The organism is uncultured Flavonifractor sp. (assembly GCF_944383115.1).
GTDB lineage: Bacteria > Bacillota > Clostridia > Oscillospirales > Oscillospiraceae > Flavonifractor.
Genome location: NZ_CALWOJ010000001.1, coordinates 1 through 13,564, shown reverse-complemented (window position 1 = coordinate 13,564; position 13,564 = coordinate 1). Strand labels below are relative to the sequence as shown.

The 13,564-nt window shown below is 60.9% G+C and carries 12 protein-coding genes; 10 read left to right on the top strand and 2 right to left on the bottom strand.

Annotation, left to right across the window (positions count from 1 at the left end):
* Positions 1-32: 32 nt before the first annotated feature.
* The 9 genes from Q0K43_RS00060 (at position 33) to ftsZ (ending at position 9,681) form a co-directional block, all read left to right on the top strand.
* Positions 33-1,472 carry a UDP-N-acetylmuramoyl-L-alanyl-D-glutamate--2,6-diaminopimelate ligase gene (locus Q0K43_RS00060; protein ID WP_297288553.1) on the top strand — a complete coding sequence of 480 codons (1,440 nt, stop codon included), beginning with the start codon at positions 33-35 and terminating at the stop codon, positions 1,470-1,472.
* 121 nt (positions 1,473-1,593) lie between these two features.
* A complete protein-coding gene (gene mraY, locus Q0K43_RS00055) occupies positions 1,594-2,574 on the top strand; it encodes a phospho-N-acetylmuramoyl-pentapeptide-transferase (RefSeq protein WP_297288524.1) in 981 nt (326 codons plus the stop codon).
* Positions 2,575-2,609: 35 nt separating this feature from the next.
* Positions 2,610-3,824 carry an FtsW/RodA/SpoVE family cell cycle protein gene (locus Q0K43_RS00050; protein WP_297288523.1) on the top strand — a complete coding sequence of 405 codons (1,215 nt, stop codon included), beginning with the start codon at positions 2,610-2,612 and terminating at the stop codon, positions 3,822-3,824.
* Positions 3,825-3,882: 58 nt separating this feature from the next.
* Positions 3,883-5,016 (top strand): undecaprenyldiphospho-muramoylpentapeptide beta-N-acetylglucosaminyltransferase, encoded by a 1,134-nt coding sequence (gene murG, locus Q0K43_RS00045; RefSeq protein WP_297288522.1) that lies wholly within the window; start codon positions 3,883-3,885, stop codon positions 5,014-5,016.
* Between the two features lie 63 nt (positions 5,017-5,079).
* Entirely contained in the window at positions 5,080-6,327 is a 1,248-nt protein-coding gene (gene murA / locus Q0K43_RS00040; protein WP_297288521.1) for a UDP-N-acetylglucosamine 1-carboxyvinyltransferase, read from the top strand.
* Between the two features lie 89 nt (positions 6,328-6,416).
* Positions 6,417-7,349, top strand: coding sequence for a cell division protein FtsQ/DivIB (locus Q0K43_RS00035; protein WP_297288520.1), 933 nt, complete (start codon positions 6,417-6,419; stop codon positions 7,347-7,349).
* A gap of 16 nt (positions 7,350-7,365) precedes the next feature.
* Positions 7,366-8,118, top strand: a complete 753-nt coding sequence (locus Q0K43_RS00030) for a DUF881 domain-containing protein (RefSeq protein WP_297288519.1) — start codon at positions 7,366-7,368, stop codon at positions 8,116-8,118.
* Positions 8,119-8,508 carry a small basic family protein gene (locus Q0K43_RS00025; RefSeq protein WP_297288518.1) on the top strand — a complete coding sequence of 130 codons (390 nt, stop codon included), beginning with the start codon at positions 8,119-8,121 and terminating at the stop codon, positions 8,506-8,508.
* A gap of 60 nt (positions 8,509-8,568) precedes the next feature.
* Positions 8,569-9,681, top strand: coding sequence for a cell division protein FtsZ (ftsZ, locus tag Q0K43_RS00020; protein ID WP_297288517.1), 1,113 nt, complete (start codon positions 8,569-8,571; stop codon positions 9,679-9,681).
* Between the two features lie 73 nt (positions 9,682-9,754).
* Here ftsZ and Q0K43_RS00015 read toward each other — a convergent pair whose 3' ends face one another.
* Together Q0K43_RS00015 and fumC are read right to left on the bottom strand one after the other, a co-directional pair.
* Positions 9,755-10,924: an NAD(P)-dependent malic enzyme gene (locus Q0K43_RS00015; protein ID WP_297288516.1), complete on the bottom strand. Its 1,170-nt coding sequence runs from the start codon at positions 10,922-10,924 to the stop codon at positions 9,755-9,757.
* A 15-nt stretch (positions 10,925-10,939) separates the two neighbouring features.
* Positions 10,940-12,304, bottom strand: coding sequence for a class II fumarate hydratase (gene fumC, locus Q0K43_RS00010; protein ID WP_297288515.1), 1,365 nt, complete (start codon positions 12,302-12,304; stop codon positions 10,940-10,942).
* 328 nt (positions 12,305-12,632) lie between these two features.
* Between fumC and Q0K43_RS00005 the strand changes: the two genes are divergently transcribed.
* On the top strand, positions 12,633-13,564 hold a 932-nt coding region (locus Q0K43_RS00005), incomplete at its 3' end, for a glutamine synthetase family protein (RefSeq protein WP_297288514.1).

Sequence of the window (13,564 nt, the reverse complement as noted above, 5' to 3'; positions counted from 1 at the left end):
CTTCCTCTGTAGGGAGAAAGCGGGGTGTGAGCATGAAGCTGAATGAAGTGCTGGCGGGCGTGACTGTAACAGCCCGGCAGGTACAGGATGTGGAAATTTCAGGCATCTGCTATGACACCCGAACGATGATCCCCGGCTGCCTTTTTGTGGCGCTGCCGGGCTATAAGACCGACGGACACAGGTATATTCAGACGGCTCTGGCCCAGGGGGCGGCGGCAGTGTTATGCCGCCGCCCGCCGACGGAGGAGGGGCCCTGGCTGGTGACCGAAGATCCCCGTGCGGCCCTGGCGGCGGTGTCCGCCAACTGGTTCGGCCACCCGGCAAAGGAACTGACCATACTGGCGGTGACCGGCACCAACGGCAAGACCACCACAACCTATCTCCTCAAGGCCATGCTGGAGGGCGTGCTGGGGGCCAGGGTAGGCCTGATCGGCACCAACCAGAACATGATCGGCCAGGAGGTTCTGCCCGCCCACCGCACCACCCCCGAGTCCTGGGAGGTGCAGAAGCTGCTGCGGGAGATGGCGGACGCCGGATGCAGCCATGTAGTGATGGAGGCATCCTCCCACGCTCTGGTACTCCACCGGCTGGACGGGATCTGTTTTGCAGCCGGTATCTTTACCAATCTGACCCAGGACCATCTGGACTTTCACAAGACCATGGAGGCCTACCGGGAGGCAAAGGGCCTGCTGTTCCGTCAGTGTTCTGCCGCAATCCTCAATCTGGACGACGAGGCGGGACGGTATTACGCAGACACGGCGCCCTGCCCCCGGTTTACTTACTCGGAATGCCGGAATGAGGCGGACCTCACCGCCAAAAACCTGCGTCTGTTCCCGGACAGGGTGGAGTTTGAGGCGGTGACTGCGGATGCTATCGCCCGGGTGCGCCTGCCCATCCCCGGCGGGTTCACCATCTACAATGCTCTTGGTGTGATTGCCTGCGGTTTGACGCTGGGTCTGCCCCTGGGTCAGATTGCCGCGTCTCTGGCCCGGGCCAGGGGCGTGAAAGGCCGCATCGAGGTGGTGCCGGTGCCGGCGGACTACACGGTACTCATCGACTACGCCCATACCCCTGACGCTCTGGAGAACATTCTCACCACCGTCCGGGACTTTACCCGTGGCAGGGTGATCTGCCTTTTCGGCTGTGGAGGCGACCGGGATCGGTCCAAGCGGAACCAGATGGGGGCTATTGCCGGGCAGCTGTCCGACGTGGCGGTGGTCACCTCCGACAACCCCCGCACCGAGGCACCCCAGGCTATCATTGACGACATTCTGAAGGGAATGGAGGACACCGGCGCCCAGCGCCATGTGGAGCCTGACCGGCGGCGGGCCATTGCTCTGGCCCTCTCCCTGGCACGGGCCGGGGACACGGTGGTGCTGGCGGGCAAGGGCCATGAAACCTACCAGGAGATTGACGGGGTGCAGTACCATCTGGATGAGCGGGAGGAAGTGGCCGCCTTTTTTATAAAATAGCGGCGGAACTTTGTGATATTTTGGAGTGGAAACCGGGAAGCGTCTGTGATAAAATACTACGCTGGCCCATTGTGATGGGAAAGAATATGAGCCGTAAGAGGCTTTGGAGGTTGCAAAAGAGATGTTGAGGATCGTCATCAGCTGCCTGATCGGATTTGTGGTGGCCGCCCTCGCCGGGCGGGCGCTGATTCCGGCGCTGCGGCGTATGAAGGCCGGCCAGTCCATAAAAGAGATCGGTCCTACCTGGCATATGTCCAAACAGGGCACTCCCACCATGGGTGGGCTTATGTTTATCATCGCCGCCATCGTGGCGGTGGCTGCCCTGAGCTGGCAGGACTTTGCCGCCGGGAAATTCGGCGGTGGATTTGTACTGCTCTTTGCCCTGGTATTTGGGGTGATCGGCTATATTGACGACTATTTCAAGGTGAAAAAGCACGAGAACACCGGCTTGACTGCCCCCCAGAAGTTTATTCTCCAGCTGGCGGCGGCCATCCTGTTTACAGTGCTTATGCGGAATTTCGGATACCTGACGCCCGACTTATACATCCCCTTCTTCAATGTGACGTTCTCCATCCCCTGGCCGGTGTACATGGTCTTTGCCGCTTTCGTCATGGTGGGATGTGTCAACGCCGTCAACATTACCGACGGCATCGACGGCCTGGCCAGTAGCGTCACCATGCCGGTGATGCTCTTCTTCACCGCCGTGGCCTGGTGGTGGGGCCGCGACGAACTGGGGATTTTCTCCGCCGCTCTGCTGGGCGGCCTGGCCGGTTTTTTGATTTACAATTTCCACCCCGCCAAGGTATTTATGGGGGACACTGGTTCTCTCTTCCTGGGGGGCGCGGTTTGCGGCCTGGCCTTTGCGCTGGATATCCCCCTGGTGCTGATCCTGGTGGGTATCATTTACATCGCGGAGACTTTGTCCGATATTATACAGGTTGGATATTTTAAACTGACCCACGGCAAGCGGATTTTCCGCATGGCGCCCCTCCACCACCATCTGGAAATGGGTGGTTGGAGCGAGGTGAAGCTGGTGTTCGTCTTTTCCGGGATCACCCTGGTGATGTGCGCGCTGGCATTTTGGGGGGTCATGTACCGTTGAGACCCATTGCACCGTAAAACGGGAGGTGACAGACCATGGTGACAAAACGCAGGCGTGACCTGACGGTGATGCAGCAGCTGGCCCGGGGCCCTATCGACATTCCCTTTCTGATGCTGGTTGTCATCCTCACCGCCATCGGCGTGGTTGCGGTATTCTCCGCCTCCTATCCTACCGCCATGAACGAGGGCCTCAATCCGGCCAACTATTTTATTAAACAGGCCGGGTTTGGCACGGTGGGTCTGGTTGCCATGTGCCTGATCGCCAAGATCAATTACCAGACCTTCCGGGGCTTGTCTATTTTCGTGCTGGCTGTCTCCATTCTCCTGTTGGTGCTGGTGCTTCCCTTCGGCTACGGCCGAAGCACCGTAGGTGCCCAGCGGTGGATCAGCCTGCCCATCATCGGCGGTTTCCAGCCTTCGGAGATCGCAAAGGTGGGCGTCATCATGTACTTTGCCGCCCGTCTTTCAAAACGTAATACGGAAAAGCATAAACGCCTGCCGTCCCGTCATCCCCTCAGCGGGATCTATGCCTGGCTGGACGAGAAAGGCGTGCTGGAGCCCATTCCGTATTTTCTCATTTTGGGCCTGGTGGCCGTGCTGATGCTGATGGAACCCCACATGTCGGGCACCATTCTGGTGCTGGTGGGGGGCGCATCGGTCCTCTTTGCCGCCGGTATCAAGCTGTACTGGTTCATCGGCGGCGGCGCTTTGGCGGCGGCCGGCCTGTGGGTCATCATGACCAAGACCAGCTATATGGCCACCCGTCTGGCCATCTGGAAGGACCCGTGGAACGACGGAATGAATGGCCGGGACAAAGGATTTCAGATCATCCAGTCCCTCTATGCCATCGGTTCCGGCGGCCTGCTGGGGGTGGGTTTCGGCAAGAGCCGCCAGAAGTTCCTCTACCTGCCTGAGTCGGAAAACGACTACATCTTCTCCATCTGGTGCGAGGAGATGGGATTCGTGGGTGCGGCTGTTGTCATCATTCTGTTTATCCTGTTGGTGATCCGGGGCTACTGGATCGCCGTCCACGCCCGGGACCGGTTCGGCGCACTGCTGGTGGTGGGCATCACCACCCTGACGGCGGTGCAGGTGTTTCTCAACATCGCCGTGGTCACCAATCTGATCCCCTCCACCGGCATCTCCCTGCCCTTCTTCAGCTACGGCGGTACGGCATTGATGATTCAGCTGGCGGAGATGGGCATGGTGCTTTCTGTCTCGAGACAAATTCCAGCGCCCAAACAAGAGTAGGGCCGCCATTTATGGCGGCCGCCCCAATGCTTGATATTCCTTGAGGAGGAGACCATCCATGAAAATCCTCTTTACCTGCGGCGGGACCGCCGGCCATGTGAATCCCGCTGTGGCGCTGGCCCAGATGTTCCAGGCCCGCAATCCGGGCTGCCAGGTGCTTTTTGTGGGCGCCGACGGCGGCATGGAAACTCGGTTGGTACCCAAGGAAGGCTATGACATTCAGACGGTGACCATCACCAATTTCCAGCGGTCCATGACGCCCAAGGCCATCAGCCACAACGTCAGGACCCTGCTGAACATGAACAAGTCCAAGAAGCAGGCCAACGCCATTCTGGATCGGTTCCGGCCTGATCTGGTGGTGGGTACCGGCGGTTACGCATCCTATCCGGTGGTGAAGGCGGCGGCGGAGCGGGGTATTCCCACCGCCGTCCATGAGTCCAACGCCGTGCCGGGCCTCACCACCAAGACCCTGTCCAAAGTGGTGGACGTGGTGATGGTGGGTTTTGAGGATAGCCGCAATCATTATGACGACCCTTCCAAGGTGGTGGTCACAGGCACTCCGGTCCGGGAGGATTTCTTCCGTTATAACCGGAAGGAGGCCCGGGAAAAGCTGGGCTTTTCCGACGACAAGCCGCTGGTGGTGTCGGTGTGGGGCAGCCTGGGCGCCAAGGTGATGAATGAGCAGATTGCCCAATGTATTGCCCTGGAATACAGCCACGGCGCGCCCTGGCGGCACATCCACGGCGCAGGCCGGAATTACGAACAGGTATGCACCGACCTGGCGGCGCAGGGTGTGGATTTGACCCGGTATCCCGGCATCGAAGTGCGGCAGTACATCTATGATATGCCTCTGGTGATGGCGGCGGCCGACCTGGTACTCTGCCGGGCGGGGGCGTCCACCATTGCGGAACTGACCGCCATCGCCCGCCCGGCGGTGCTGGTGCCCTCTCCCAACGTGGTGGCGGATCACCAGACCAAGAACGCCAGAGTGCTGGCCAACGCCGGTGGGGCGATCCTGCTGCCTGAGAACGAGTCCAGCGGTGAGAAGCTCTATGATTTGGTCAATCAGCTGCTGGCTGACCCGAACCGCCGGGAAAAGATGAGCCGGGCCCTGCGGGAGATGGGTTCTCCCGACGCGGCGGAAAAAATCTACCAGACCTTGAAGGAATTGCTGGAAAAACGGGCAAAATGAACCGGCCTTCCATCTGACGCATAGGATGGCGTACATAAATCCTGAATGCGGAGGATGGAAGCTATGAGTGCATATGTGATAGAGGGCGGCAGGCCGCTGGAGGGTTCCGTGGAGGTTCACGGGGCCAAAAACAGCGTGCTGCCCATCCTGGCGGCCTGCCTGCTGGCCCCGGGGACCTGCGTGATCCAAAACTGCCCACGTCTGTCCGATGTGGAGGCCTCCCTGGCAATTTTGCAGCATCTGGGCTGCCGGGCGGAGTGGCAGGGAGAGGCGGTGGTGGTGGATGCCTCGGCGCCCACCCGGTACGACGTACCTGACGCGCTCATGCGGGAAATGCGATCCTCCGTGATTTTCCTGGGCGCCATCCTGGGACGGATGGGACAGGCGCGGCTGTGCGCCCCCGGCGGTTGCGAGCTGGGGCCCCGGCCCATTGATTTACATCTGGCTGCCATCCGTGCCCTGGGCGGCGCAGTGGAGGAACGGGAGGGCGGCCTGTCCTGTTCCGGAAGGCTGCAGGGCGCGGATATTGTCCTCTCCCTGCCCAGCGTGGGAGCCACCGAAAACGCCATGCTGGCCGCGGTGTGTGCCCAGGGCACCACCACCATCACCAACGCTGCCCGGGAACCGGAGATCGTGGATCTCCAGGGCTTTTTGCAGACCCTGGGTGCCAACGTCCGGGGCGCGGGCAGCTCGGTCATTACGGTGGAGGGCGGCGCGCCCCTCCGGGGCGGGTCCTACCGGGTCATGGGGGACCGGATCGTGGCCGCCACTTATCTTGCCGCCGCCGCGGCTGCGGGCGGCAGGGTGGAGGTGACCGGTGTGGACTGGCGTACCCTGTCCACCGTAACAGCGGTGCTGAAAGAGGCGGGGTGTCAGGTACACAGCGAAGCGGAGCGCATCTTTTTACAGTCGTCAGGTCCGCTGAAAGGGGTGCGTCCCATCCGCACCGTCCCCTATCCCGGCTTTCCCACCGACGCCCAGGCTCCTCTCATGGCGGCGTTTGCCGGAGGCAGCGGCTGTACGGTCTTTGTGGAGAATATGTTTGAGAGCCGCTACCGCCATGTGGACGAACTGATCCGCATGGGGGCGGACATCCGGGTGGAAGGCCGGGTAGCGGTGGTGTACGGCGTCTCCAAACTCCACGGCGCGTCCGTGGTGGCCTCCGATCTGCGGGGCGGCGCCGCCCTGGTGGTGGCCGCGCTGGGGGCGGAGGGACGCAGTACCGTCACCGGCCTGCACCATGTGGACCGGGGCTATCAGTCTCTGGAGTATGACTTACAGCGGCTGGGGGCCCAGATCCGGCGGACATGAGAGAAGTTTGAGAAAATTGTAAGAATTTCTTAGCAAAAAATCCACCATTCTGTGGGAGGATGGAGAAAAAAGAACAGGAGAACGGCACAATGGCGGCAAGACGGAACAGAAAGAGACGGCGGCGGAATCGGGGACGCTTCGGCGGCCTTTATAAGCTGCTGTCTATTCTGCTCATCTTTGCCGCCATTTTGGTAGGCTGCATCATTTTCTTCCGGGTCAACACCATGGTTGTGGCGGGCAATTCCCGCTATACCCAGGAGGAGATCATTGCCGCTGCCGGCGTCAAACAGGGGGACAACCTGTTTACGCTGAATAAGTATCAGATCGCAAACCGCATTTTGACCCAGCTGCCCTATGTAAACGAAGTAGCCATCAGCCGTAAGCTGCCGGATACCCTGATTTTTGAGGTCACGGAAAGTACCGGGACGGCTTGGCTGGAGAGCGGAGGGTCCTATTGGCTGCTGGACGATAACTGCAAGCTGCTGGAGGTGGGAGACGCCGCCCTGGTACAGGGCAAGCCCCAGGTGCTTGGCCTGACGGCGGTGAATCCCACAGTGGGCAATACCCTTACCGTCTCGCCGGAACAGCAGGACAAGCTGGAGCGGCTCCAGGCCTTTTTCGCGGCCATTCGGGGCAGGGTGATGACGGGCAGCCTGAAGGGATTCATTGACCTGACCTCCGGCAACGAGATCCGGTTTGGGTACGGGGAAAACCTGACGGTGGTGTTTCCCCTCAACGGCGACTTTGCATCGGAGACCCATGAGCTGGAGCTGGCCCTGAAGACGATGGACCAGCGGGGCTTGCCCCGTACCGGGACGCTGGATCAAAACTATGAGGACCGGAAGATCCATCTGCTGCCAGACCGCTGGTTGCCTGATGGGTGGAGCGCCCTGGAGGACGCCGGCCAGCAGTCCGGGTCAGAATCTCAGCCGGAGGAGTCCGCGCAGCCCCAGCAGACGGAGGACCCGCAGCCTGAACACACGCCCACGGCACCCCAACAGGCGCCGGAGGAAGCGCAATAACGACAAGGAGCATCACATGACACAGAAGAAACGACGCAATAAAGGGGAATTTGCCGTAGTGGTGGTGTGCATCATTGTGGGTTATCTGCTGGCGGCCCAACTGCGCACCGTGCAGCTCACCGGTGCGGCGGATGCCACCAATGCCAGCCGCCTGGAGACCTTGCAGGAGCTGTACAACGAGCAGAGCAAGCAGAACGACGCCCTGGAGGATCAGGTGACCCAGCTGCAGAGCGAACTTGCCATCTACCGGGATCAGGCGGCCTCCGGTGACGAGGGCGGCGAGGCCCTGAAAGCCGAACTGGAACAGCTGGAGATCACTGCCGGCCGCACCGATGTGGAGGGGCCGGGAGTTGCCGTGATCCTGGAGGATTCCACCCAGAGCAACGTGACCGGCGACGAGGCCGATTACCTCATTCACGACAACGACCTGTTGTCGGTGGTTAACGAACTGCGCTCCGCGGGAGCGGAGGCCATCTCCCTCAACGGAGAACGGCTGCTGGCAAACAGCGAGATCCGCTGTACCGGCGCGGTGGTAACGGTGAACGGACGGCGGTACGCCGCGCCCTATGTGATCTTTGCCATAGGGAACCCCGATACCCTGTACAGCGCCCTCACCATGCGCAATGGAGTGGTGGATGTGCTGAGCCAGTGGGGTATTACGGTGAAGGTGACGGCCAGCGACTTGCTGCTGATTCCCAAGTACAGCGGCACGGTGGACTATCAGTACGCCCATACCGTTCAGCCTGAGCCGGAAGAGGGGGGAGAATAAATGCTGGAATTGATCGGTCTGCTGGTGGGCGTGCTGGTAGGCATCCTGGTGCCCTGGACCATTCCCAGCCAGTATTCTCTCTATGTGGCCGCCGGACTGCTGGCGGCGCTGGACTCCGCCCTGGGCGGCTATTGTGCCCGGCTGGAAAAACAGTTCCGCCTTTCGGTGTTTCTTTCAGGCACCATCGGAAACGCTGCCATTGCCGCCTTCCTCACCTGGCTGGGGGAAAAATTGGGTATTCCCCTCTACCTGGCCGCAGTGGTGGTGTTCGGCACGCGGATGTTCCAAAACTTTGCTAAAATCCGGCGGGAACTATTGACCTCGAAGCAAAAGAGAGATACAATAAAACAACTAGATATAGTATCTTCTCCGGAAGAAAACCAAAGATAACAGATATTTGCCTTTTCTACGTGTCTTTTCACGAATACGTTGTACATAGGAGGAGCAGTTATGGCGTTTGGACTGGACACCGGGCCGGACAATGTAGTTACCATTAAGGTGATCGGCGTCGGCGGCGGCGGCAACAATGTGGTCAACCGGATGGTGAAGACCGGTACCAAGGGTGTGGATTTTATCGCTGTGAATACGGACAAGCAGGCCCTTGCCGTTTCCAGCGCGACCTTTAAGATTCAGATCGGCGAAAAGCTCACCGGCGGCCAGGGCGCGGGCAGCGACCCCGAGGTGGGCCGCAAGTCCGCCGAGGAGAGCCGCAGCGCGGTGTCCAAGGCTCTGGAAGACGCCGACATGGTGTTCATCACCGCCGGTATGGGCGGCGGCACCGGCACCGGCGCGGCCCCCATCGTGGCCGACATCGCCAAGGAGATGGGCATCCTCACCGTGGGCGTTGTCACCAAGCCCTTCAAGTTTGAGGGCCGCCGGCGGATGATGCAGGCGGAGAAGGGAATCGAGGAACTGCGTACCCGGGTGGACAGCCTGGTCATCATCCCCAACGAGCGGCTGAAATATGCCACCGATCAGAAGATCACCTTCCAGAATGCCTTCGAGATCGCCGACGATGTGCTGCGCCAGGCGGTGCAGTCCATCTCCGACCTCATTAAGAACACCGGCTTCATCAACCTGGACTTTGCCGACGTGACCGCCGTCATGCAGAATGCCGGCATGGCCCACATGGGCGTGGGCCGGGCCGCCGGCAAGAACAAGGCCGAGGAGGCCGCCAAGATGGCCATCTCCAGCCCCCTGCTGGAGACCTCCATCAACGGCGCCAAGGGCGTGCTGGTCAACGTCACCGGTTCGGTGGACATCGGCCTGGAGGAAGTGGAGACTGCCGCCAACCTGGTGCAGCAGGCCGCCCATCCCGACGCCCTCATCATCTTCGGCGCCGCCTTCGACGACACCCTGGAGGACGAGATCCGGGTCACCGTCATTGCCACCGGGTTCGAGGAGGCGGAGGACGCCATGCCCAGCAAGCCCTTCACAACTGCCGGCGAGAAGAAGGCGGAGGAGCAGACCGGGCAGAGCGGCGAGCCTCAGGCGGACGCCGGCAATCCGGACGAGAAGGACCCCTTCGACGATATCTTCAAGATCTTTAACCGCAACCGCTGAGAGCGCGGCAAGCTGACAGCATAAAAAATCCCCGTTCCGCTTTGACGGAACGGGGATTTTTGTCTGAAAATGCTCAGATGCGGGCAATGCCCTGGGCTCTGGCCTCCCGGGCCACGGCGTCGGCCACAGCGTCGGCCACCGTCTTGTCCAGGGCGGAGGGGAGGATGTACTCGGCGCTGAGTTGGTCGTCCGTCACCAGGGCCGCCAGAGCGTGGGCGGCCTTGATCTTCATGCCCTCGGTGATCTCCCGGGCACGGACAGCCAGAGCCCCCTTGAAGACGCCGGGGAACACCAGCACGTTGTTGATCTGGTTGGGGAAGTCGGAGCGGCCGGTGCCGATGACGGCGGCGCCGCCCTTCTTGGCCTCGTTGGGCATGATCTCCGGGGTGGGATTGGCCATTGCGAACACAATGCCGTCCTTCATCGTGGACACCATTTGGGCGGTGACCAGATTGGGACGGGACACGCCCACAAAAGCGTCGGCCCCCCTGAGGGCGTCGGCCAGGGTGCCATGCTCATGATTCAGGTTGGAGATGCGGGAGATTTCCTCCTGTCCGGCGTTCAGGTCAAGATCCCCCTGGCAGATGATACCACGCAGGTCGCACAGCACCACGTTGCCGAAGCCCATGGAGATGAGCAGCTTGCCGATGGCAATGCCGGCGGCGCCGGCGCCGTTGATGACGATCTTCATCTGTCCCATCTGTTTGCCGGTGACTTTCATTGCGTTGAGCATGGCGGCGGCCACCACGATGGCGGTGCCGTGCTGGTCGTCGTGGAACACGGGAATGTCGCAGATCTCCTTGAGCCGCCGCTCCACCTCAAAGCAGCGGGGGGCGGCGATGTCCTCCAGGTTGATGCCGCCGAAGCTCTTGGAGATGAGGGCGATGGTTTCCACCAGCTTGTCCACATCCTTGGTGTCCACGCAGATGGGGAAGGCGTCCACCCCGCCGAACTCCTTGAACAGGGCGCACTTGCCCTCCATCACCGGCATGCCGGCGGCGGGGCCGATGTCCCCCAGGCCCAGTACGGCGGAGCCGTCGGTGACCACCGCCACCAGGTTGCTCCGGCAGGTGAGGCGGAAGGACTGCTCATAGTCCTTGGCGATGACCCGGCAGGGCTCGGCCACGCCGGGGGTGTACATCAGGGATAAGTCCTGCCGGGTCTCGATGTGCTTGCGGGAGACCACCTCGATCTTGCCCTGGAGCTGATAGTGGAGGTCCAGGGCCTGCTCATTGATATCCATACAAAGCCTTCTTTCTTACACCATTTCTTCCGGATGGAACACTTCGTCAAATCGTTCCGCCGTGAGGAAGCCCAGGGTGACACAGGCCTCTTTCAAAGAGATGCCTTCGGCGTAGGCCTTCTTGGCGGTTTTGGCGGCGTTGTCGTAGCCGATATAGGGGTTGAGGGCGGTGACCAGCATAAGGGAGTTGTGCAGGTTGTGGCGGCACTTGTCCCGGTTGGCGGTAATGCCCACGGCGCAGTTGCGGTTGAAAGAGACCATACAGTCGGTCAACAGGCGCACCGACTGGAGGAAATTGTAGATGCACACCGGCATAAAGACGTTGAGTTCAAAATTGCCCTGGGAGGCGGCCATGCCCACCGCCACATCGTTGGCCATAACCTGAACAGCCACCATGGTCACCGCCTCGCACTGGGTGGGATTGACCTTGCCGGGCATGATGGAGGAGCCGGGCTCGTTTTCCGGGATGTGGAGTTCCCCCAGGCCGCACCGGGGGCCGGAGGAGAGCCAGCGCACGTCGTTGGCGATCTTCATCAGGTCGGCGGCCAGGGCCTTCAGTCCTCCGTGAGCAAAGACCAGCTCGTCTTTACTGGTAAGGGCGTGGAATTTGTTGGGGGCGGTGATAAATGGTTTGCCGGTAAGCTGAGCCACGGCTGCGGCCACGGCAGCGTCAAACCCCTTTGGGGCGTTGAGGCCCGTGCCTACGGCGGTGCCGCCCAGGGCCAACGTATGGAGAGGGGGCAGGGCCAGCTCCAGCAGGGCCTTGTCCTGTTCCAGGCTGGAGCGCCAGCCGCTGATCTCCTGGGCCACGGTGATGGGTACCGCGTCCTGGAGGTGGGTGCGGCCGCTCTTCACCACGTCGGCATTCTCCGCTTCGAGCCGCTTGAAGGTGGCGATGAGAGCGTCGATGGCGGGGAAGAGCCTGTCCTCTATCTCTACCGCGGCGGCGATGTGCATGGCGGTGGGGAAGGTGTCGTTGGAGGACTGGGACATATTGACGTGGTCGTTGGGGTGGAGCAGCTTTTTGCCGGCCAGCTCATTGCCCCGGTTGGCCACCACCTCGTTGACGTTCATGTTGGACTGGGTGCCGCTGCCGGTCTGCCACACCACAAGAGGGAAGTGGCCGCCCAGCTTGCCGGCAATCACCTCGTCGCAGGCCTGGGAGATCACATTCAGCTTCTCCTCGTCCAGCTTGCCCAGGCTGTGGTTGGCCATAGCCGCCGCCTTTTTCAGAATGCCGAAGGCGCGGATGATCTCCAGCGGCATTTTTTCTGTGCCGATTTTAAAATTCTGATAGCTGCGCTGGGTCTGAGCCCCCCAGTAGCGGTCGGCGGGCACCTGCATTTCCCCCATGCTGTCCCGTTCGGTGCGGTATTCCATGTGTGGACCTCCCCCTCTTCCCCTCTGGACGGAGATGTATTGATAGCTGCATTTTAGCACAGATCCTGTGTGGATAAAAGAAGGATACGGGTGAAAACCCTCCATTTGTGCTGAATTTGTGCTGTCCGCACAAGGGAAAGGGGGGCAAAAGCAGGTCCCCCTGCTCGTTGCCACAAAAATCTTTTTCTGCCCGGCAACTCCCTTGACAGGAGAATGGAGAACTCGTATACTAAACTCAGTTGTGAACAAAGGCGTTCCGGCCCGGGGGGCGGAGCGCCTTCTTTGCTATCTGAACCGATGAATTTGAAGAGAGAAAGGGGCCCCTGTCATGCCGCACTCCAAAGAAGATATCATTCGTATGGTACGGGATGAGGATATCAAGTTTATCCGTCTCCAGTTTACCGACATCTTCGGCCAGTTGAAAAACGTGGCCATTACCGCCTCCCAGATCGAGAAGGCGGTCAACAACCAGTGCATGTTCGACGGCTCCTCCATCGAGGGCTTTGTCCGCATCGACGAGTCCGACCAGTACCTCTTCCCCGATCTGAAGTCCTACCGCGTCTTTCCCTGGCAGCCCCACCACGGCAAGGTGGCCCGCCTGATCTGCGACGTACACAATACCGACGGCTCCCCCTTTGCCGGTGATCCCCGCTATGTACTCAAACGGGTGATCCAGAAGGCCAGGGACATGGGGTTTGACTCCTTTAATGTAGGCCCTGAGGCGGAGTTTTTCCTCTTCCAGACCGACGACGAGGGTAAGCCCACCACCAAGACCAACGACGAGGCCGGTTACTTCGATCTGGGCCCCCTGGACCACGGGGAGTCTACCCGCCGGGAGATCTGTCTGGCCCTGGAAGCCATGAAGTTTGAGATTGAGGCCTCCCACCACGAGTGCGCTCAGGGTCAGCATGAAATCGACTTCAAGTACGAGGAGGCCCTTCACGCCGCCGACAACATCATGACCTTCAAGCTGGCGGTCAAGACCCTGGCCCAGAAGAACGGCCTTCACGCCACCTTTATGCCCAAGCCCATCTACGGCGTGGCCGGGTCTGGCATGCACACCAATATGTCCCTGTTCCGGGACGGCAAAAACGTGTTTCATGATCCCAACGGCGAGCGGGGCCTGTCCAGGGAGGCCTATTCCTTCATTGCCGGCCTCTTGGCCCATGTGAAGGGCATGGCGGCCATCACCAACCCCCTGGTCAACTCCTACAAGCGGCTGGTGCCCGGCTACGAGGCCCCCTGCTACCTGGCCTGGTC